The following is a 20,185-nucleotide window of genomic DNA, read 5'->3' on the forward strand; positions in this document are numbered from 1 at the left end:
CCCGCAATGGTTTCACAGTTATTACGAAAACCTCAGGCGCCGGCCTCGCGGACCAGAACTTTTACAACCTGACGCCAGACGCGGCCGGCAATACTTTCGCCTTTGCCGTTCAATACAACCACGCCTCGGACGGTCTCCGAGAAAGCCTTTCCGGAGACCTCGGCGGTAATCGCATACTGTGCCGAAACAGGGCTGAGGCGCAGACGTTCATGGACGTTCTGCGGGTGGACTGCGATCTCGCCATGATATTCGGATGTCAGCTGCGGAATATCGATCTCGGAGGCGCCCGCCGAGGCGATTGAGGTGAGCCGCACCGGTAGTGAAGACTGCGTGAGATCGTCAGGGATGAAGTGGCCGGTGGCGCCGACGTCGAGGCGGCCACGGTCGCCGCCGGACAAAAAGCCGCGCGCCGCCATGCCGGATGCGCCGGCGATGGTCGCGAGCTGGTCCTTCCGGCTGATCCAACGGCCGAGATGGACCTGCGGATCGATGTCGATCACGGTGCCATCGAACGGTGCGCGAACGATGAGCGATGCCTGCCGGCGCGCCAGCCCATCACGCTTGGCCTCGAGCGCGGCCAGTTGCGATTGGAGGATGCCGCGATCGACGAGGTTTTGCGGATCGGCCAGCACGCGCGCCAGGCGGTAGCGTGTCAGTTCGGCTTCGATCTCGGTGGTGCGAAGCTCCTGCTGAAGCTCGGGGCGGACGATTGAAAACAGCACGTCGTTCTTCTTCACGACATCGCCTCGCTTGATCCCGATCGCCTCGATCTTTCCGGGCTCCATCGGGAAAAGCCGCGTGAACTCGTTGGGATAAAGCGCCGCCGGGGCCGACACGCTCTTGAAGATCGGCAGCGAGAGCAATGCGATAATCGAGAGAAGGATCGCCAGCGAAAGATAGCTGCGTCTGCTCGTGACAATGTCATGGCGCATGGTCCACCACTCCCTGAGTTCGGACAGGATCGGCCGAAGGATGAAAAAGCCGATCTCGACGGCAAACAGCATCACGCCCACGATCTTGATTGTGAAGTGATAGACGAGGAGCGCGATGCCGAAATAGAGAAACAGCCGGTAGATCGTCGTGGCGATCGCATAGAGCGTCACGATCACGTCGAGCTTCGGACCGAAGCGATCGGGCCGTTCCTCGCCGGTGTTGAACAAGAGATGGCGGATCCGCCAACGTAGATGCCGGAAGGCGCGGGGCTGCAGGTTTTCGACACCGAGGAGATCGGCGAAGATGTAATAGCCGTCGAAGCGCATGAACGGATTGAGGTTGACGATCAGGCTCAGCACCCAGCCGGTCGCCGCAAGAACGAAGGCCGCGGATCGAAATGGGCCGTCGGGGAGAAACACCCAAGGAAGCAGCGCGAAGACGGCGATATGCATCTCGGTCAGCACGCCGGCCGTATCGATCTTCAGCCGATCGAAGCGCGACTTCAGCCGCCACGCATCACTGACGTCGGTGTAGAGCAGCGGCACCAGCACCATGAAGGCGATACCCATGGTGGGAACGCGGCAGCCATGGCGATGCGCGACATAGGCGTGGCCCAATTCGTGCATCGATTTGATGAAGCCAACCGAGATCACCGAGACCACGATGCCCTCAAGCGTGAAAATATAGGGAAACGTCCCGGTGAACGCATCCCATTGGCGGGACACCAGATAGAGCCCGAGAATGGCTGCGCATATGGTGAAAGCATGGAAGGTCGGGCTGAAGAGCCCCGTAATGTAAGGCGCGGTCTTTCGGATGAAGCGGTCCGGCCTGACCAGCGGAATGCGGAAGAAGAGGTAATTGTGGATCAGCCGCATGAAGAGCGAATGGCGGCGTGTCGCGCTGGCATGAAGCGCGCGCCAGGTCGTGGAGGCTGGTTCGGTCACGACGAAGCTCGTCTCCAGCATCCGCATCGCGGCATAGATCTCTTCCTGCTCGGGAAGCCGCCCGAACTGTGCTTGCACCGCCTGGATGAGACCGCGCAGCGAGCGGGCGAAATTCCAGAGCGTCAGCAGCTGGAACATCTCGAATGTGATGCGGAAGAAGCGATTGCGGACCGGATCGAGCACAATCCAGACCGGCTCGCCGGATAGGCTGGTACCGCCGCGCACGATCTGCAGATCCTCGCGCAAGGGCGGCAGCCGGAGATCGGGCGACGGTGATACGCTCATAGACCCAGCCGCTGCCTGATCGCGGCAATCGGCCGCCGGAACAGATAATAGGCCAGCGGCACCTTCTCGCCGAAGATCTGCGACGTCCCGCGAATACCGAGACGCAAACCGCGCTCCGGCACGGCGTCAAATCCGGCATAGATGCGATAGGCCAGAATGTTGCCTTCAATCATCTGCGGATCGAAGGATGAGGACAGCGTTTTCGCCGCGACCGGATGCAGCGGGTCGGCATCCAGAAAGGCGCTGACGGCAGCGCCGTTCTCGACCGCGATGGCATCAGCCACCGGCACGTCGATGCGCAGTTGGACGCGCTTGGGGTCGGCCACTTCCATCACGCGCTCGCCGATCGATACCGGCCGACCGATCCAGTCGCGCTTGTCGGTGAAGATGACCACGCCGTCGGTCTCAGCCTTGACGTTGGTTCGCGCCAGCATGTCGGACGCGTAATCGCGCTTGGCCGAGGCGACACTCAACTCGCTTCGAGTGACCGCTAGATCGCGCCGCGCTTCCGGGTCGGCGATCGCGCGCTGGCTGATCTGCATCAGCTTCGCCTGCGCCACCTTCACGTCCTGTTCAGCGACGCGCAGCTCGTTTCGAAGGGCTGTGTCGGCAAGCCTGAAGAGAGGCTGTCCCTTGACGACGGTCGCGTTCGGATTGACGAGGATCTCCTCGATCGCACCATCGAGCGGTGCCGCGACGATCTCCGGCGCCACGGGAACCACCTCGCTCGGCGCCAGCACCGTCATGTGCACCGGGATGAACATCGCGGCGATGGCCAGCACAGCGGCGGTTCCGATCAGCGGCTTGATCGGCAGATTGTGCTTCAAGCGTCTTGGTCCGCTCAGCGCCCGCCACGCGTGGGAATAGGTCTCGGCCAGTCTTTCGGCCAGCAATAGATCCGCCTCCGGCCATGGCGTCTCTCGCGCCAGCAGCATACCCGCGAAAATATGGCCGTCGCGCAGTTGAAACGGCACCCAGGCCATAAAGGGGAAGGGATAGCTATCCTGCTCGATCTCGCCGGGTGGGCAATAGGCGGGGAGGGTGAAGGCCTTGATCTTCGCCAGCCCTGCCTCGCGCGACAGCTGCCTGATCACGCCCTCCACGAAGCGGATGCGCGGCGCGTTTCGATCTACCGCGCCGATCGAGGACACCGTCTCGACCTTGAAGACGCCCTTGGATACCGACAGCACGAAGATCTGCCTGGCCTTGGTGAGCTTCATCGTCTCGTTGGCGATGAGGAAGCGCAGTTCGCCAACGCTGTCTGCACGGCGTGCGTCAGCTTCAATCCTGAGCAACAGTTCGTAGGCGTGCTGGGCGGCGGCCGCTGCCGGTGGCTGAAGCTTGATGGGATCGCTGGCTGGCTTTTCGACACCTTGCATCTGCGTATGCCTACTCACTCGGGATTTTGAACACTGTGGGGCCGCTCATCCCCGGCAGGACGCCGGTGGCCTGGCCGGAAAAACGCCCGGTCACCTTCACCGTCTGGCTGACCGGATCGACGGTCGCGCCGATGCGGATAATATCGACCGGCAGGGTCTTGGCCGTCTCGTCGACGCTTAACGAAAATTCTTCGCCTTCCCGCAGCCAGCGCAGCCAGAGCGAAGGCACCAGCACGTCGACCAGCAGGTCGTTGCTGGCGACGATATGCATGATCGGACGGCTCGGTTCCGGCGTTTCATGCGCGTGGGAGGGCATGGCGCCGATCCGGCCGTCAAAGGGTGCCCTTATCGTGCAGCGCCCAAGCTTGCTGCGATAAGCATCGGCCTCGCCTGCGGCTTGGTTGGCCTTGGCGCGCGATATGTCGACCTCGAATTTGCCGGCCGCATTCGAGCGCGCCAGCCGTTCGTCGTTGGCAACGGCGATCTGCGCGGCCGCCAGCGCCGCTTCGGCGGATTTGAGCTGGGCCTGGATATCTCCGCATTCGAAAGTGGCGAGGATGTCGCCCTTGTTGAAGCTTTCGCCTTCCTTGAAGGGCAGTGTGGCGATGGCAAAGCCGAGGTCGCTCGATATCGAGGCTTCATCGGCGGCGCGGACGATGCCGCGCAGCCCTTCCAGCGATGCCGTGGCATCCGCCGCATCATTGCCGGCGGCGTAAGTTGCGCCACCTGCCAAGAGCTGTATCATCAGAACGGATGCCGCTATGCGCTTCATCACGGTCTCCCATGCCGGCGGTTATTTGGCCGCAACGAGGTCTGTCTTCAATTCACCGCGCTCCAGCCACATATCACGCAACTCGCCAGCCATTTCCTTCACGGGTTGGGTGGTGCGCAGCGTCTGCGGGAACGGATCTATGCCCAGGGAAGCGTAGATGTTCGCATAGGCGTTCTGCAGGTCGGCATAGGCCATATCGAGCTTCGCATCGGCCAGCAGCGCGTTCATCTCCTCACGGATCAGCATCTGTTCGCTGGTCTTCTGCGCGTCCGTCTCGGTGCGCACCTGTGTGAGGATCCGGTGTGAGACATTCGAAAGAGCGGCTGCCGTCGAATAGGAGTGCTTCAGGTGGGCGTAACGGGCGCGGCTGATATGGACCTGCGTCATCACTGCCATCGCGACCGAAAGCGACCGCGTATCCAGCATCTGCTTTTCGGCCTCGATCACGGTTCTCAATTTCCTCAGCATCATGATCGCCGCCTTTGTCCTGATCCAGTTCGAAAGAATGGCGCATGACCGCGATATCCTGTCGGCAGCGCTGACGCAGACGCCCGACTTTCACTACGTGAAGAACCGGGAAGGCAAGTTCGTCATCGTCAACAAGAACGTTGCCGAGCACCACCACTATCCCTCGCCGGCGGCCATGGTCGGCGCGTCCGATTTCCAGCTCGCCACCCAGCGCCGCGCCGAAATGCTCTATGCCGAAGAGCAAGCCTTGATGGAGAGCGGGCAGTCGCAGCTGGACAAGATCGAATATCTGAGCGAAGGCGGCCGCGATCGCTGCTATTCGACATCGAAGGTGCCGCTACGCGACCGGACCGGTGCTGTCATCGGGCTTGCGGGCGCGACGCGCGATGTGACCGAGGAACGGAAGATCGAGCAGGAACTGCGCGAGAGCAAGGATCTGCTGTCGCTCGCCATGGCCGGGATGTCGGATGGTTTCGCGATGTTCGATCGAACAGGCACGCTTGTTTTCAGCAACACGCAATATGCGGCGTTGTTCCCGCTGTCGGGCGAGGCCCGCGTGCCCGGAACGAATATCAGGGATATCCTCAAGAAAGTCGTGGAATCGAACGAGCGACGGGATTTCCGTCAGGAGATTACCGATGCCTGGTTGTCGGAAGCAGCCGCTGCGTTGTTCTTCGACAAGGAAGAATACATCGAACTCTATGACGGGCGTTGGCTCAGCCTGCGCACCCGCGTCGCCGATAATGGCATGGCGCTTGTTGCGGTCTCAGACATCACGACGATGAAGCAGGCCGAGTTCGCGCTCAGGACAGTCGCCGAGCAGATGAAGAGCCTCGCCGAGACCGACGCCCTGACCGGGCTTCTCAACCGCCGGGCCTTCGACCACGCGATGTCGGTTGCGGTCGAGCGAAGCCGTCTGGAGCGCCGGCCGATGGCGGTGCTGATGATCGACGTCGACCGCTTCAAGGCCTACAACGACACCTACGGCCATCCAGAAGGCGACGCGTGCCTGAAGGCGATCGCCGATTGCCTGCGCCGCACGATGAACCGCCCGCAGGATGTGCTCGCGCGGTTCGGCGGCGAGGAATTCGTCGTTCTGCTGCCCGATACCGATGGGACCAAGGCGCTGGTGTTGGCGGAGCAGTTCCGCAGCACCCTGCTAGCGCGGGCGATCGCTCACTCTGGCAGCGAATACGGCGTGGTGACGGCCAGCATCGGTATTTCGGCCAAATCTAACTGGAAGCAACAGATAACCGCTGCCGAGTTTATTCTCGAGGCCGATCAGGGCCTCTATCAGGCCAAGCGCGATGGCCGCAATCAGGCTGTCGCCTGGAACCCGCCAAGGACGAGCAGAGCGGCGCGGTAGCTGTTTCCACCGCTGCTGCGGCCTCCACTGCGCACGTTTTCAGGCAATCCGGTAAAGAAAAAGGCCGGGGCGAAACCGCACCGACCTTCCTCGACCCGTCTCGACAACGACTGCCAGTACCTCCGTGGTCAGCCGTCAGAGACGAATTATGTAAGTTGAATGTAACGCAACTTCTGGGAAGTTCAAGCGCCATTTATGGGTTCGTTTTGCGCGAAGACTACCTATTTCGGTCAGCCTGAAACGATTGCGGACAGCCGATCGAGATCGACAAGCTTGATTTCAAGCGGGACGGGATCAGTCTGGGCGACGCGAAACCATTCGGCTGCCTCGCGCACCCGTTCGCCGTGCGGCTGGGGATAGGCGCCAAGCCGGATTACCCACTCCCTGACCGTTTCACGCTCCATGCGGCCTGCCAGATAGCGTGCGTGAACGGTCTTTGCGGAGGCGACGAGGTCGGAAACGCTGTTCAAGAATTGTCCTCAAATTGATGGGTCGGTTCGATGAGGCCAGATGGTATCTGGCTCAGACCTCTTCCTTCTTCTTGACCTTCACCTTCGGTTCCACCGGCGCATCCGGCGTGGGGGCAAGCAGCTTGCGCAGCGATGAGATCTTGTCCTTGACCAGCGGGCGGAAGCGCGTGGCGCGAAATGGCATGTCGGCCGCGCCGTAGCCCTCCGGGCCATCATCGTTGCCGCGATGCAGTTCTTCCAGCTTCACGCCGAAGAAGGTGCCGTCGATATAGTGCGTGTATTCGCCGACCCAGCGCAGCGTGTAGATCTCGCCCTTGCGAATACCCTGGTCGATGCTGACATGCTTGAACGTGTCATCGATGCATACGACCTTCTGGCCGACATGAAAGTCGTAGCTCATCTCACAAACCTCAACCTCAACTTCACCCGCCGGCACCGGGAGGTGCGTCGTTCTTCATGAATTCCGGATATTGAACAACTTCCGTCTCGACCGTGTCGAACAACTTGCCCGTCGATTGGGCCAGCCGCACGCCCGGCCGGCCTGATATCAATTCTCCGTCCGCTTCGAAGATGATGCCCGAGGCTTTTAGCGCGTGCTTGATTGCGCGCAATGTGCTGCCAGCGCTTTCGGCCCCGCGCTCGATACGGTCGAGATCCGCTACGGAGATACCGGCGGCCTCGGCCAATTCGGCTTGCTGGAGGCCGAGCATTGCGCGGGCGCCACGTATCTGTGCTGACGTTATCATGATGATTTTATATAACCGGATCGATCTTTTTCTCAAGCTGGACGACGGCTCAAGTCCGGCAGCATCGCTCCCATTCGGTCAGCAACTGCATGATCTCGATGGAATCGGAAAGGCGCGGCGAGGGGCGCGGCGCCAGCTTCAGCCCCTTGCGCAGGCAGTCTTCCACGATGCGAACCTGATGGCCGAAGGCGTCGTGGTCCGACGGAACGACGATGCGCTCTATCGGCAGGCCGTATTCCTCGATCTCCAGCAGATTGTCGCCGACGACGGGCAGCCACGGATTGGTGAGGAAGCGCAGCGAGGCGCGGTCGCCGCGCACAGTGAAGTCGAACGACATGCCATAGCAGTCCGTCGATTGCAGCGTCGCCAAAACGCCTGAGCCGAAGCGGGCGGTGAGCGCAGCGTCACAGATGTTGCGGTCGTGGCGCGACCGGTTGCCGTGTCCCGAGATCACGCGATCCCCGAAGGCGTCGGCGCCGAAAGCCGTTTGGATGACGTAGTGCATCAGCGAAGCCGGATAGCAGCCGAGATTATAAAGCGTTCCGCGGCCCGCGGGATTGACGACCTGCCAGATGTCCGCGGCATAGGCGCCCGAAATCGAGCGTATGGCGCCGAGACGGCCGGATCGGATGATGTTGCCAAGCTCGGCGATGACAGGATGGCTGAGATACATCAGCCCTTCGAGGAAGAAAATGTCGGCCTGCTCGACAGCGGCGGCAAGCGCATGCGCTTCTTCCATCGTCGTGGTCAGCGATTTCTCCGACAGCACCGGCTTGCCGCGCGCAGCCGCCTTGATGACGGCGTCGTGGTGCACATTGTTAGGCAGGCCAACGTAGATCACGTCGATATAGGGATCGTCGACAAGCGCATCGATGCTGGAATGCCCGACGGAGATGCCGTAGCGGTCGGCAAAGGCTGCGAGGCGCTCACGATCGCGACCGAAGACCGCGCCGATCACCGATCCGTCGCTGGCATTGATGGCCTCTGCCATTGTGTTCGAGATGAAGCTCGTTCCGAGAATTCCCCAGCGCAGCATTCCGTGTCGCCTTTCACCAGCATTTCCGCGTGACTGCTGGTTCTATAGCTGGATCGGTCGATCAGTACAGGGGCTTCGTGCTCYGACGGCCATATCGAGAGCTCCGCGCCAAGCGCATGGCGCATGGCTGCCTTGCACAAACTTGCCTACCGTTTAGGCGCGCGGGTGTGTATATACATATCCATCGAAGCGATGCATCCTCCTCCCGCAGAGCTTCGAGTTTGCAAGTGCCTCACTCCTCCTCCCAGAGGGACTTGCGCGAACAGTAGCACTCCTCCTCCCAGCTGCTGTTCATTTGTTTTAAAAAGCCTGTCGCACCTCCTCCCGCGACAGGCTTTTTTATTTTCTGCTCTATCCCAAGGCCATCTCAGGACACCGACACAGGTTTCGAGCGCAAGCGGCTCGCCGTTGCCGGGTCCGCACGCCGGCAAAGCTGGGGCGGCAGACCTTTCATGATGAGTTCGGCATCTGCGACGGCCATCGTGCCGAGTTCGTAGAAGGCATCGCGGGTGCCACCGGTGCGATGCGCCGAGAGCAGCAAGCCCGGCAAACCGCGCACGGGGTCGTCGGCCGCCACAGGCTCTTCCGGAAAGACATCGGTCGCGGCGATGATGTGGCCGGATTTCACTGCCTCCAGCATCGCGGGAAAATCGACCACCGCTGCGCGGCTCATCAAGAGAAAGGCGGCGCCCGGCCTCATCAACTGGAACTCGCGACGGCCGATGAAGCCCTCGTTCTCGCTGGTCACGCTGGCGAAGACGAAAACCACCTGGCTCTTGCTCAACGTCTCGTCCAGGTCCGATGGCACGCAATCCAGCCGCTCAATGATCTCTTTAGGCAGCCATGGGTCGAACACGCGCACCGCGTTCTTGAACGGGCGGATCAGATCGCGCAACTGCTTGCCGAGATCGCCGAAGCCGATGATCCCGACCGGCGCGCCGGCGAAACGAAAGACGCCGTCGTTGCCGGCCAGCCCATATTCTTCGGTTCCCGCCCGGAAATCGCGGTCGGCCTGGGTGATGCCGCGGGCAAGATTGAGCGCCATGCCGAGTGCCGCCTCAGCCACGGGCGATGCGAAGGCCGATGCCGGGGTGATCACCCAGATGCCGCGTTCCACACAGGCCTGGTAGTCAATATTCGCCATGAAGTTGGATTCGACGTTGATGATGGCCTTTAGCTTCGGCGCCCGGTCCAACCGCTCGCGCGGCATGTCGGTCTGCCCGAAGATCAGCACCGTCTCGGGAAGCAATGCGTCGACCTGCTCAGCCGGCATCTGCCGATCTTCGCAAATCACCAGCTCGCCGAGATTTTCCAGCCGGCGGCGAACATCCGGCTTCATGATCAGATCGAGCGTTCGTGGCAAAGGGTCCACCAGAACAATATTGCGGCTCATCACATCCTCCTCCATTCCCTGAGAGCAAGACTTATCAGCAAATGCCGCTTGTAACAGGGGGCTTCGAGCCTGGCGCTGTAACACTGACGAAAGGCCGCTGTGCGGGCAGCGGCCTTTGATTTTCATGTCGGGTAGCGCCCGACAGCTCAGTCAGGCGATGTCGTGCATCTCACGCAAACGGCTCGGTCGGGCTCTTGCCCGGCTGCGTGAACCATGCGGCGCCGGTCTCGGTCATGTGGATATGATCTTCAAGACGGATCCCGTAGCGGCCGGGGAAAACGATCATCGGTTCGTTCGAGAAGCACATGCCGGGTTCAAGTGCCGTCTTATTGCCGCGAACGACATAGGGCTCTTCGTGGATTTCCAGGCCGAGACCATGGCCGGCCCTGTGAGGCAAGCCAGGCAGCGCGTAATCAGGCCCAAGCCCATGGCGAACGATGACCGCGCGGGCCGCGTCATCCAGGCTGGAGCAGGCAGCTCCGAGCTTGGCCGCGTCGAAAACGGCCTGCTGCGCCTCGCGCTCGATCGCCCAGGCGCGGGCAAAGTCCGCATCCGGCTCGCCCAAAACATAGGTGCGCGTCAGATCGGAATGATAGCCGTCGATACGGCACCCGGTGTCGACCAGAATGACATCGCCGGCCGCATAGGTCTGCTCGCCGTCGGCGCCATGCGGCAGCGAGGTCGCTTCGCCGAAGGAGACAATGCAAAAGGTCGATCCACTATCGGCGCCGAGGGCACGGTGCTGTTCGTCGATATAGCGCACGACATCCGATGCCAGGACGCCGGGCTTGATATACGCGTACGCGCGGCGGTGGACTTCAAGCGTCAGGTTCATCGCGTATTGGATGATGCCGATTTCGGCCGCGGACTTGCGTAGGCGGATATCGCGGATCAGTCGCGCGCCATCGACAAGGCGCTCCTCGCCGAGCTCCTTGGCAAGTGCGTGATAGACGAACAGCGGCAAGGCGTCATCGAGCGCCACGCGGCCTTTCGCCGAAAGCAGGCCGGCTACGGTTTCGGCGCTGTTCTCGTCTTCCTCCCAGGTCACGATTGCGCCGTCGAGCTTTGGCAGACTGTCGACGCGGCTGCGCTCGAAACCCGGCACGATGTAGAAGAGGTCAGCCTGCGTGATCAGCGCGCCGACCAGTCGTTCGCTCTGGTGCCAGACAAGGCCGGTGAAATAGCGCAGGCTCTCCGTCGAGCCGAGGAGCACGGCGTCCACGCCGGCGGCACCCATGCGGCTGCGCAGCGTCGAAAGCCGCTCGCGGCGCTCTGTTTCGGGAATGGGGGAGGGGCGGGGTGTGGCCGACATGGCTATTCCTCTTGATATCGATCCGCTGCTTGACGACGCACATGCGCCGCCGTGTCAGCAATCAAGTCGCAGCTTGATCGCGCGCAGCTAGTCCTGCTCCTGCCGTCAAGTCAATCGGGAGGGGGTTGCCCCGATAGGTCCTTACGGCTGGCGAGTGGCCAGAAGCTCGACCTTGCGTACGAGGTCGGCGACCGAACGGACATCCATCTTGCGCATGACGTTGCCGCGGTGAAGCTTGACGGTTATCTCGCTGATGCCGAGATCATAGGCGATCTGCTTGTTCATCAGCCCCTTGCTGACAGCCATCATCACCTCACGCTCGCGCGGCGTCAGCGTGTCGGCCAAAGTGACGACTGCGTCACCCTCCGCGCTCTCGCTACGTTGCACCGCGTCGCGCTCGATCGCCGTGGAGACGGCATCGAGCAGGTCCTGGTCGCGAAACGGCTTTACCAGAAAATCCACGGCACCGGCCTTCATCGCCCTCACGCTCATTGGAATATCGCCGAAACCCGTCATGAAGACGATCGGCAGCCTGCTTCCCAAGCGCTCCAGTTGCCCCTGGAAATCGAGGCCGCTCAGCCCTGGCAAGCGAACATCGAGCAGGATGCACCCTGGGCGCTTGAGGTCCGCCCCCGCAAGCAGGGCGGCTGGGCTGTCGAAAGCGGAAACATCGATCCGGACCGAATGAAAGAGATCGACGAGTGCTTCGCGCACGGAGATGTCGTCGTCGACGATCAGTACCATGGGAAATACTGGTTGCACCATGGTCGCTCGTCGCATGTCACTCACGGCGTTTCTCCAGAGTTGAGTCATTTCGCAGTGCCTCCCTCATCACTCCGCTTTAAATGCGGGCGGGCACTTCGCTGCACGTTGTGCCCGCATCCGCGACCGTAAGCAACATAGCCAGACATGAAGATCGGCCACACTATACTTAGGTTTGGGGTCTTGATAGCCATCACGCTCGCGATTGGCGTGGTTAGAACGTCGGTGGCGTGCAGGCGCTGATAACCTCGCAGGGAACCGGTCCGACGCATCGGAAGCGATGTGGGCGCCTGCTCTCGAAGTAGTAGGCATCACCGGGGCCAAGGATGCGGCGCTCGTCCTCGACCGTTATTTCCATGCGGCCTGAAAGCACGATGCCGCCTTCTTCGCCTTCATGGACGAGCATGACCTTTCCAGTGTCGGCGCCCGGTTGGTAGCATTCTTTCAGGATCTGTAGCTGGCGGCCGAACAGGCTCTCGCCGATCTGTCGGTAGGAAATCGGGCCCTTGCCGATCTCGACCAGCTCTTCGGCGGCGTAAAAGGCCTTGCGCGACTTCTGCGGTTCGAAGGCAAAGAACTCGGCCAATCCGATCGGGATTCCATCCAGAATGCGCTTCAGGGCGCCCACCGATGGGTTGGAGGAATTGGATTCGATGAGCGAAATGGTGGAGTTGGTGACCCCCGCCCGCTTCGCCAATTCGCGTTGCGAAAGATTGTGAAGCATGCGCAAATGGCGCAGGCGTTGGCCGATATCGACGGACATGGTGTTTCCAAGGTTTCGAGTGTTCGAAATATAACAACATTCGATTTCAAATTCCATGATTTTCAATGAGTTGGAAGCATCCAGAAAAGGGCTTGTTCGAGAATCTGAATTGGCCGATCACTTCATCACCACCATTCCGGAGAGACCTCATGGACCAGATCAGCAAAGCAAACAGCCCGTCGCTCGATAACTTCTGGATGCCGTTCACGGCCAACCGCCAGTTTAAGGCAGCCCCCCGCCTGCTCGCCTCCGCCGAGGGCATGTATTACACCGATGTTGACGGCAACAAGGTACTGGATGGGACCGCCGGTCTGTGGTGCGTGAACGCGGGCCACGCCCGCAAGAGGATTGCCGAGGCGGTCGAGCGTCAGCTGATGACCATGGATTTCGCCCCCACCTTCCAGATGGGCCATCAGATTGCTTTCGATTTCGCCGAGCGGCTGGCCAAGATTGCCCCCGGTGGCGCGAGCGCGCAGCTTGATCGGGTGTTCTTCACCGGGTCTGGTTCTGAATCCGTCGACACCGCGCTGAAGATTGCCATCGCTTATCAGCGCGCCATCGGACAGGGCACCCGCAGCCGTATCATCGGGCGCGAAAAGGGCTATCATGGTGTTGGCTTCGGCGGTATTTCCGTCGGCGGCCTCGTCAACAACCGTCGCGTCTTCCCGCAGATCCCGGCCGATCACATGCGCCATACTCTTGACGTCGAGCACAACGCCTTCAGCAAGGGCCTGCCGGCCCATGGCATCGAGCTCGCCGAAGATCTCGAGCGTCTGGTTGCCCTGCATGGCGCCGAGACCATCGCGGCCGTCATCGTCGAGCCGATGTCCGGTTCCGCTGGCGTTATCCTTCCACCGAAGGGCTATCTCGAACGCTTGCGCGCGATCGCCGACAAGTACGGCATCCTGCTGATCTTCGACGAAGTCATCACCGGCTTTGGACGCCTTGGTACGCCGTTCGCGACCGATTACTTTGGCGTGGTGCCGGATCTAGTGACGACGGCTAAGGGCCTGACGAATGGCGCGATCCCGATGGGTGCTGTGTTTGCAAGCCGCAAGGTCTATGACGCGATGATGACCGGTCCGGAAAATGCCATCGAACTCTTCCACGGCTACACCTACTCCGGCCACCCGGTTGCAAGCGCCGCCGGCATCGCCACACTCGAGATTTACGAGGAAGAGGGCCTGCTGACGCGCGGCGCCGGTCTGGCGGAGACTTGGCAGGAAGCACTTCACTCACTGAAGGGCCTGCCGAATGTCGTCGACATCCGCAACCTAGGCCTAGTCGGCGCCATCGAGCTCTCGTCGCGTGAAGGTGCTGTCGGCGCCCGCGCCTATGACGTCTTCGTCGATTGCTTCAAGAGGGGTCTGCTGATCCGCGTCACCGGCGACACTATCGCGCTTTCGCCGCCGCTGATCGTCGAAAAGGATCAGATCGAGACCATTGTCTCGATCATCGGCGATGCGCTGAAGCGCGCAGCCTGATCAATATGTTTCGGGCCTCGTTTTGACGAGGCCCGAAACACAAATCGTGCCTACTGAGTGGTCACGCCAGTGACCGTCACCGGAACGCCCTTGTAGGCGGGTGTGCCAGAAATGCGGTCATAGGCGGAGAGCGCGATCAGCGCGTTCATCTCAGGATAATAGCCGGCGATCGATCCTCGTGGAATATCGTACTCGATCGCGGTCAGCCCGCGCGCGCTGCGCGACTTTCCATCCGTCGACGGTAGGGCGACGACATTGATAATGTCGCCATCCGACAATCCGCGTTTCGCGAGGTCGTCCTTATTCATGAAGATGACGTCACGGCGGCCAAAAACGCCGCGATAGCGATCATCCATACCATAGATCGTCGTGTTGTACTGGTCGTGGCTGCGAAGCGTGGTCAGGACAAGCGCGTCCGGATTTTTCACCAACGGGTCCTCATGCAGGCCGCGGCCGATGAGGAAAGTAGCCTTGCCGCTTTCCGTCTTCCAGCGACGCTCAGACGCCGGTACGTCCAGCCGGAAGCCGCCGCGGACGCGCACACGCTTGTTGAATTCGAAGAAATCGGGAAAGACGATTTCGATCTTGTCGCGTATCCTGTCGTAATCTGCGACCATGCCATCCCAATCGATGCCATGGCGATCTCCGAGCGTCGCCTTGGCGATGCCGGCAACGATTGCGGGCTCGGATTTCAGCATCCCGCTCGGCGGGTTCAGGAAGCCGCGCGACGCATGCACCATCGACATGGAGTCCTCGACGGTCACCGATTGCGGGCCCGACGCTTGCGTGTCGAGATCGGTGCGGCCGAGGCAGGGTAGAATGATGGAGGTCTTGGCAATCAGCAAATGCGAGCGGTTGAGCTTGGTCGTGATGTGCGCCGCAAGGTCAAGCTTGCGCATCGCCTCGAATGTGAAGTCGGTGTCGGACATGGCGACGGCCAGATTGCCGCCGAGGCAGATCAACGCCTTGGACCTACCCTCCATGATTGCTTCGACGGATTCAATCGCATTGTGTCCCTTCATGTCGGTCGGGCGGAAGCCGAAGGCCTTCTCCATTCCGTCGATCAGCGCCTTGTTGGGAACCTCGGTAATGCCGACGGTGCGGTCGCCCTGAACGTTGGAATGGCCGCGCAGAGGGCAGATGCCGGCGCCGCGGCGCCCGATATTGCCGCGCAACATCAGTAGATTGGCGAGCTGTTGCACATTACCGGTGCCGTTGCTGTGCTGAGTGATGCCCATGCCGTAGCAAATGATCACGCTCTTGGCCTTCACATAGACCTCGGCGGCACTCTTCAGAGCCTCTCGCGTGAGACCGGATACAGTGATGATGCTGTCCCAGCTGGTGTTGTCTATATCCTCGCGTAGCGCCTCGAGACCGATCGTGTGTTCGGCGACGAAGGCGCGGTCGAGCACGCCTGTACCGCCGGCGGATAGATCTACATCATCGATCTCGAATACGCACTTCATCAAGCCCTTGAGTGCCGCGAGATCGCCGCCGGTGCGCACCTGATGATAGGCCGACGCAATCCGTGTCGACGACAGCGTCGCCATTTCGACCGGATCCTGCGGCGAGGCGAATTTCTCGAGCGCGCGCTCTTTCAGCGGATTGAAGACGATGATCGGTACGCCGCGCCGTGATGCCTCGTGGAGCGTCGCCATCATGCGCGGATGGTTTGTACCCGGATTGTGACCGAAGCTGAAGATCGCATCCGTGTGGTCGAAATCGTCGAGGAGAACCGTGCCCTTGCCGACGCCGATTGATTTCGGCAGGCCGACACTGGTTGCCTCATGGCACATATTCGAGCAGTCGGGAAAATTGTTGGTGCCATAGGCGCGCACCATTAGCTGGTAAAGAAAGGCAGCCTCGTTAGACGCGCGCCCCGATGTATAGAACTCGGCCTGATGCGGATCTTCCAAGCGATTGAGTTCCGCGCCGATGCGCGCGAAGGCATTGTCCCATTCGATCACCTCATAGCGATCGGTCTCGGCATTGTAGATCATCGGGTGCGTTAGGCGGCCCTCGTCCTCGAGACTGTGGTCGTTCCATCCCCACAATTCCGAGACTGTATGCTCTGCAAAGAAGCTCGGATCGACACGCTTTGCAGTCGATTCCCAAGTGATGGCTTTGGCGCCATTTTCACAGAACTCAAAGGACGAAGTGTGCTTGGGATCCGGCCACGCGCAACCCGGACAATCGAAGCCTTCGGGCTTGTTGGCTTTCAGCAGTGTTGCGGCCCCCTGGGCAACGACCTGCTGATGGGCAAGTGTCTTGGCGACAGCACGCAGCGCGCCCCATCCGCCGGCCGGTGCGTCGTACTTCTCAATTCCCTCAGGCCGCTTCTTCGCCATGTTCAAACGTCTCCACATACCGTCTAGCCAGCATAACATCTCTCGATGCCGCACTGCACTATACCGAAGCATAGGAGGTTGCCATAGCTCTGAAGACTCAGCCTGGTGCCGCAAGATGCGCTGAGTGGACTATACGAGACATGCGAGGGCACGCGAAACGTCGGCGCGACGCGTTGGCCGTGACTACGCGGACGCGAAGCCAAGGATCATGTGTGATCAAAAAAAACGGACTGGCGCAGCAACGCACCAATCCGCAATGGATAGCCTTAATTGCCGGGCGGCGGTTATCAGTCGACCAGTGCGCCGATGCGGCTCGATATGCGTCGCGAAACGTCCTTGAACGGATCACGCATCGGAACGATGGGCGAAACGCTGAGCAATAGAAGCGCCTTCAGATGCTGTCTTCCGCTTTCTTCGCCGACCACCGGGGCATAAGGCATCATACTCGGGCGGCGCCCAGCCGGATAGAGCTTCTCGAGTTCGACGAAGTTATCGAAACTCTCGTAGTCGCTGCCACGCAGCTGGAAAGTCTCGACCGGCGTGCCAGCGGCGATTACCACGTCGTGGCTGTCGAGCAGCACGTTGTAGTATTCGATCGTTTGACTGTCATGAGGTACGGTCGATATGATCGAGCTGCCGTTGACCAGATCCTTTGCGCGGACCAGAGCGCCATCGACGTAAAGGGCGTGGCCAGCGGAGATGTAGAGATCCTGGCTCGGCATGCCGTCATCCAGCGCGCCCTTCGAGATGCGCACCGGCATGACCGTCGGATGCCAGGAGGACACGCTCTTGCGGAATGTTTGGCGGCCGATCCAGCGGATTGGCTTGGCTTCGCCAGAGATCGTTTCGACGAGATCGCCAAGGTGCAGATCCTCGATCGCGACTTCGCCTGATGGTGTCGCAATCAGGGTGCCGCGCAGGAGGCACTTCGCACCGCCGTCGCCGCCCCCGGAGTTTCCTCCGCCGGAATGGCCACCGCCACCGCCACCGCCACCGTCGTGGCCCCCACCGCCACCGCCACCATGTCCGCCTCCGCGGCCGCCGCCCCAATTACGTCCCATTGCCTTTGCGGGCGAAGAGGCTATTGCCATGGTCGCAACAGCGATTCCGGCAACTCTTGCGCTCGTAGCTGCCGCTACACCGAGAAAATGTCGGCGTGCACGGTTAGAGGGTGTTTCTTCCGGGTCGATCGATGACATCATGCGCTCCGTCTTTTGGGTTACACCTGTCTATTTATGATTGCCGTTAACCATCCTACACCAACTTCATCCGCGATAAACTCAGCCGAATAGGTTCGAAGCTACTCAAATAGCAGTAGTCAATACAGCTTCCTGAAGATCGAGCGAATGTGGAGATTTGGACAATCCTTGGGCGAGATTTGTCGATTTCTCTTTAAGAAAAGGAATGCTCGTCCCTCGCAAATTGCCGTCGCTTCTCCAGTAATCTGCTACCTTGGGTACAGATTTCAGGCGCAAGTTTCTGCGCGGGGTGAAGCATGGCATGCAGTCGCTTGCCTTGCCTTGCCTTGCCTTGCCATTGTCCAATTGGAAGTGATGGTTTTGTAGTGCGTGTCAGCCTACCTTTGCGATCACAGGCTCGCACCGCAGGCGGCTGGCTGCAATGGCATCAACGACAGCGTCGAGTTCTCCGTCGGTCATCTGCACGAACAGTGGCAGGATTACGGTCCGGTTCTGGGCGCTGACGCTGTTTGTCAGATCACCCGAAACCCTGTGCGAGTTCTCCGCCGCGTAGGCCGGTTCGAGATGGCTGTTCATAATGCCGCGTCGCGTCGAGATACCCTGATCGAGCAGCCCCTGCATGAGCTCCAGCTGATCCAACTGATCAGGCAGCGTCATGCAATAGCTCTGCCAGTTGCTTCGTGCCCAGTCCGGCTCGACCGGAGCGCTCATACCGTCTAGCTTGCCGAGGGCCTGCGAGTAGGCGGCGGCGAGCGCGCGTCTCTTGGCGACGATCTCCGGCAGTCGTTTCAACTGCTCGCGCCCAACGGCTGCCTGCATGTCCGTCATCCGGTAGTTGAAGCCGACTTCCGGGTAGCTTTCGTAGATCACCTGCTTCGAGCCGTGGCGCACGCTATCGGTAACGCTCATGCTGTGCTGGCGCCAGAGGCGAAACTTCCGGTCATATTCCGGGTTCGCCGTTGTCAGCATGCCTCCATCGCCCGTGGTTACCACCTTGCGAGGATGGAACGAAAAGCAGGCGATATCGCCATGCGGCTTACCGATCTTCTCCCAGCGACCCTTCCACAGGATTTCGCTGCCCGTTGCGCAGGCGGCATCCTCAATAACCGGAATGGCGTGCCGCTCGGCAACTTCGACGATGCGGCTCAGATCGCACGGCATGCCGAGCTGGTGCACACAGATAATCGCTTTGGTGCGCGGCGTGATCGCTGCTTTGATAAGCTCGGGGTCGATGTTGAATCCATCAGCCTCGATATCGATGAAGACAGGCGTTGCGTTGCAATAGCGGATCGCATTGGCGGTCGCTATGAAGGAGTGGCTGACGGTAATGACTTCGTCGCCGGCTTCGACGCCGACCGCCAGCAGAGCCAGATGCAGTGCCGTCGTGCAGTTTGAGACCGCGCAGGCGTGCGAGGCGCCGACGAAATCGGCGAATTCACGTTCGAAGGCGGCGACTTCCGGGCCTTGCGTGACCCAGCCAGAGAGAATGACACGACGGACCGCCTCGACTTCCTGCTCGTCGAGAACAGGTTTTGCAACAGGAATTTGGCTCATGCCGCTTCTCCGGTGTTCTGCATCTTCTCATGCCGCCACCAGGCGACGAGATCGCTCAGCCCTTGCTCCATGCTGATTTCGGACTTGAAGCCGAGCATGGTCTCGGCCTTGACCGTAGAGGCAAGACGACGAGGAACGGCATTGACCTTGCGCGCTGGCCCGTATTGCACATCCATCGACGCGCCCATGACCTTCATCAGCAGTTGCGCGAGGTCGCGCAGGCTGGTCTCTTCGCCGCTTGCCACGTTGAACACTTCGTCGGTGACGTCAGACTTCGCCGCAAGCAGGTTCACGCGGGCGATATCGTGCACATGCACGAAATCCATGGTGGACAGGCCGTCGCCGTGAATGATGGGCGGCTGGCCGTTGGCGATGCGCTCCATCCAGCGGATCAGAACCTCTGTATAGACGCCATGCACATCCATGCGCGGCCCGTAGACGTTGAAATAGCGAAGCGCGACGTAGCGCAGGCCATACATCTCGGCAAAGCTTCTGAGGAGACCCTCGTTGAAGGCCTTGGCGGCGCCATAGATCGTGCGGTTGTTATAGGGGTGGTGGTCCTCGGTGGTCGGGAAACTCTCGGCAAGGCCGAGCACGGAGGCGGATGATGCCGCGACAACCTTGGAAACTTTCGCTTCCACAGCCGCCTCGAGTACATCGAACGTGCCGCCGGCGAGAACGTCGAAGGCCAGACGCGGCTCTTCGGCGCATTGGGTGATGCGGATGGCCGCCTGGTGAAACACAGTGTCGATACCGGCGAATGTTTCCTTTAGCAGCTTGCGGTCGCGGATATCCCCGTCGATGATCGTGACGGGCGCTGCCTTGATCGCATCGGCCAGATTTTCCCGGCGGCCACGCCCGAAGTTGTCGATGATGACGATCTCGCGTGGCTCTTCCAGCGCAACGAGGTCCGCGATATGCGAGCCGATGAGGCCCGCGCCGCCGGTGATCAGAATTCGCTGGTTCTTCAT

At 60.8% G+C, this 20,185-nt stretch carries 18 protein-coding genes; 2 read left to right on the top strand and 16 right to left on the bottom strand.

Going from position 1 to position 20,185, the window contains the following annotated elements; translation table 11 throughout:
- Positions 1-32: 32 nt before the first annotated feature.
- Genes AC1DOG_RS04915 through AC1DOG_RS04930 form a run of 4 tightly spaced genes read right to left on the bottom strand, consistent with a single transcriptional unit; the run spans position 33 to position 4,784 of the window.
- The gene (locus AC1DOG_RS04915) at positions 33-2,162 is read right to left on the bottom strand and encodes an HlyD family efflux transporter periplasmic adaptor subunit (protein ID WP_477926990.1); all 2,130 of its coding nucleotides are present in this window, start codon (positions 2,160-2,162) and stop codon (positions 33-35) included.
- Positions 2,159-3,541, bottom strand: coding sequence for an efflux RND transporter periplasmic adaptor subunit (locus AC1DOG_RS04920; RefSeq protein ID WP_112943406.1), 1,383 nt, complete (start codon positions 3,539-3,541; stop codon positions 2,159-2,161). Before AC1DOG_RS04920 ends, AC1DOG_RS04915 begins: the two co-directional genes overlap by 4 nt.
- A gap of 10 nt (positions 3,542-3,551) precedes the next feature.
- A complete protein-coding gene (locus tag AC1DOG_RS04925) occupies positions 3,552-4,313 on the bottom strand; it encodes an efflux RND transporter periplasmic adaptor subunit (protein WP_112943405.1) in 762 nt (253 codons plus the stop codon).
- A gap of 21 nt (positions 4,314-4,334) precedes the next feature.
- Complete coding sequence (locus tag AC1DOG_RS04930; protein WP_477926991.1) at positions 4,335-4,784, bottom strand: hypothetical protein; 450 nt, start codon at positions 4,782-4,784, stop codon at positions 4,335-4,337.
- On the opposite strand from AC1DOG_RS04930, the gene AC1DOG_RS04935 reads away from it, so the two are divergent.
- Positions 4,783-6,147, top strand: a complete 1,365-nt coding sequence (locus AC1DOG_RS04935) for a diguanylate cyclase (RefSeq protein WP_112943404.1) — start codon at positions 4,783-4,785, stop codon at positions 6,145-6,147. The two genes, AC1DOG_RS04930 and AC1DOG_RS04935, sit on opposite strands and share 2 nt — an antisense overlap.
- A gap of 230 nt (positions 6,148-6,377) precedes the next feature.
- On the opposite strand, the gene AC1DOG_RS04940 is transcribed toward AC1DOG_RS04935, so the two are convergent.
- The 8 genes from AC1DOG_RS04940 to AC1DOG_RS04975 form a co-directional block, all read right to left on the bottom strand.
- The gene (locus tag AC1DOG_RS04940) at positions 6,378-6,617 is read right to left on the bottom strand and encodes a hypothetical protein (protein WP_112943403.1); all 240 of its coding nucleotides are present in this window, start codon (positions 6,615-6,617) and stop codon (positions 6,378-6,380) included.
- A 52-nt stretch (positions 6,618-6,669) separates the two neighbouring features.
- Positions 6,670-7,017 carry a CAP-Gly domain-containing protein gene (locus tag AC1DOG_RS04945; RefSeq protein ID WP_112436629.1) on the bottom strand — a complete coding sequence of 116 codons (348 nt, stop codon included), beginning with the start codon at positions 7,015-7,017 and terminating at the stop codon, positions 6,670-6,672.
- 22 nt (positions 7,018-7,039) lie between these two features.
- A complete protein-coding gene (locus tag AC1DOG_RS04950; RefSeq protein ID WP_477926992.1) occupies positions 7,040-7,363 on the bottom strand; it encodes a helix-turn-helix domain-containing protein in 324 nt (107 codons plus the stop codon).
- A 49-nt stretch (positions 7,364-7,412) separates the two neighbouring features.
- Positions 7,413-8,399, bottom strand: a complete 987-nt coding sequence (locus AC1DOG_RS04955) for a Gfo/Idh/MocA family protein (protein ID WP_477926993.1) — start codon at positions 8,397-8,399, stop codon at positions 7,413-7,415.
- A gap of 367 nt (positions 8,400-8,766) precedes the next feature.
- A complete protein-coding gene (locus AC1DOG_RS04960) occupies positions 8,767-9,792 on the bottom strand; it encodes a hydroxyacid dehydrogenase (protein WP_112943604.1) in 1,026 nt (341 codons plus the stop codon).
- A gap of 169 nt (positions 9,793-9,961) precedes the next feature.
- Positions 9,962-11,104 carry a M24 family metallopeptidase gene (locus tag AC1DOG_RS04965; protein ID WP_112943400.1) on the bottom strand — a complete coding sequence of 381 codons (1,143 nt, stop codon included), beginning with the start codon at positions 11,102-11,104 and terminating at the stop codon, positions 9,962-9,964.
- Between the two features lie 141 nt (positions 11,105-11,245).
- Entirely contained in the window at positions 11,246-11,884 is a 639-nt protein-coding gene (locus tag AC1DOG_RS04970; protein WP_296433391.1) for a response regulator transcription factor, read from the bottom strand.
- A 196-nt stretch (positions 11,885-12,080) separates the two neighbouring features.
- Complete coding sequence (locus AC1DOG_RS04975) at positions 12,081-12,629, bottom strand: cupin domain-containing protein (RefSeq protein WP_112943398.1); 549 nt, start codon at positions 12,627-12,629, stop codon at positions 12,081-12,083.
- Between the two features lie 149 nt (positions 12,630-12,778).
- Here AC1DOG_RS04975 and aptA point away from each other — a divergent pair, with 149 nt between their 5' ends.
- Positions 12,779-14,113 (top strand): omega-aminotransferase AptA, encoded by a 1,335-nt coding sequence (gene aptA, locus AC1DOG_RS04980; protein ID WP_112943397.1) that lies wholly within the window; start codon positions 12,779-12,781, stop codon positions 14,111-14,113.
- 50 nt (positions 14,114-14,163) lie between these two features.
- Here aptA and AC1DOG_RS04985 read toward each other — a convergent pair whose 3' ends face one another.
- The 4 genes from AC1DOG_RS04985 to AC1DOG_RS05000 all read right to left on the bottom strand — a co-directional run bounded on the left by AC1DOG_RS04985 (position 14,164) and on the right by AC1DOG_RS05000 (position 20,185).
- The gene (locus tag AC1DOG_RS04985) at positions 14,164-16,461 is read right to left on the bottom strand and encodes an FdhF/YdeP family oxidoreductase (RefSeq protein WP_477926994.1); all 2,298 of its coding nucleotides are present in this window, start codon (positions 16,459-16,461) and stop codon (positions 14,164-14,166) included.
- A 287-nt stretch (positions 16,462-16,748) separates the two neighbouring features.
- Complete coding sequence (locus AC1DOG_RS04990) at positions 16,749-17,660, bottom strand: Hint domain-containing protein (RefSeq protein ID WP_477926995.1); 912 nt, start codon at positions 17,658-17,660, stop codon at positions 16,749-16,751.
- Positions 17,661-18,032: 372 nt separating this feature from the next.
- Entirely contained in the window at positions 18,033-19,214 is a 1,182-nt protein-coding gene (locus AC1DOG_RS04995) for a DegT/DnrJ/EryC1/StrS family aminotransferase (RefSeq protein ID WP_112943394.1), read from the bottom strand.
- Positions 19,211-20,185 carry an NAD-dependent epimerase/dehydratase family protein gene (locus AC1DOG_RS05000; protein WP_112943393.1) on the bottom strand — a complete coding sequence of 325 codons (975 nt, stop codon included), beginning with the start codon at positions 20,183-20,185 and terminating at the stop codon, positions 19,211-19,213. Before AC1DOG_RS05000 ends, AC1DOG_RS04995 begins: the two co-directional genes overlap by 4 nt.

Source organism: Rhizobium sp. 01N48, assembly GCF_056399145.1.

Coding starts and splice junctions, on each gene's coding strand:
- AC1DOG_RS04915 (WP_477926990.1), bottom strand. CDS start 2,162: ATGAGCGTATCACCGTCGCCCGATCTCCGGCTGCCGCCCTTGCGCGAG.
- AC1DOG_RS04920 (WP_112943406.1), bottom strand. CDS start 3,541: ATGCAAGGTGTCGAAAAGCCAGCCAGCGATCCCATCAAGCTTCAGCCA.
- AC1DOG_RS04925 (WP_112943405.1), bottom strand. CDS start 4,313: ATGAAGCGCATAGCGGCATCCGTTCTGATGATACAGCTCTTGGCAGGT.
- AC1DOG_RS04935 (WP_112943404.1), top strand. CDS start 4,783: ATGATCGCCGCCTTTGTCCTGATCCAGTTCGAAAGAATGGCGCATGAC.
- AC1DOG_RS04930 (WP_477926991.1), bottom strand. CDS start 4,784: ATGATGCTGAGGAAATTGAGAACCGTGATCGAGGCCGAAAAGCAGATG.
- AC1DOG_RS04945 (WP_112436629.1), bottom strand. CDS start 7,017: ATGAGCTACGACTTTCATGTCGGCCAGAAGGTCGTATGCATCGATGAC.
- AC1DOG_RS04950 (WP_477926992.1), bottom strand. CDS start 7,363: ATGATAACGTCAGCACAGATACGTGGCGCCCGCGCAATGCTCGGCCTC.
- AC1DOG_RS04955 (WP_477926993.1), bottom strand. CDS start 8,399: ATGCTGCGCTGGGGAATTCTCGGAACGAGCTTCATCTCGAACACAATG.
- AC1DOG_RS04960 (WP_112943604.1), bottom strand. CDS start 9,792: ATGAGCCGCAATATTGTTCTGGTGGACCCTTTGCCACGAACGCTCGAT.
- AC1DOG_RS04965 (WP_112943400.1), bottom strand. CDS start 11,104: ATGTCGGCCACACCCCGCCCCTCCCCCATTCCCGAAACAGAGCGCCGC.
- AC1DOG_RS04970 (WP_296433391.1), bottom strand. CDS start 11,884: ATGCGACGAGCGACCATGGTGCAACCAGTATTTCCCATGGTACTGATC.
- AC1DOG_RS04975 (WP_112943398.1), bottom strand. CDS start 12,629: ATGTCCGTCGATATCGGCCAACGCCTGCGCCATTTGCGCATGCTTCAC.
- aptA (WP_112943397.1), top strand. CDS start 12,779: ATGGACCAGATCAGCAAAGCAAACAGCCCGTCGCTCGATAACTTCTGG.
- AC1DOG_RS04985 (WP_477926994.1), bottom strand. CDS start 16,461: ATGGCGAAGAAGCGGCCTGAGGGAATTGAGAAGTACGACGCACCGGCC.
- AC1DOG_RS04990 (WP_477926995.1), bottom strand. CDS start 17,660: ATGTCATCGATCGACCCGGAAGAAACACCCTCTAACCGTGCACGCCGA.
- AC1DOG_RS04995 (WP_112943394.1), bottom strand. CDS start 19,214: ATGAGCCAAATTCCTGTTGCAAAACCTGTTCTCGACGAGCAGGAAGTC.
- AC1DOG_RS05000 (WP_112943393.1), bottom strand. CDS start 20,185: ATGAAGAACCAGCGAATTCTGATCACCGGCGGCGCGGGCCTCATCGGC.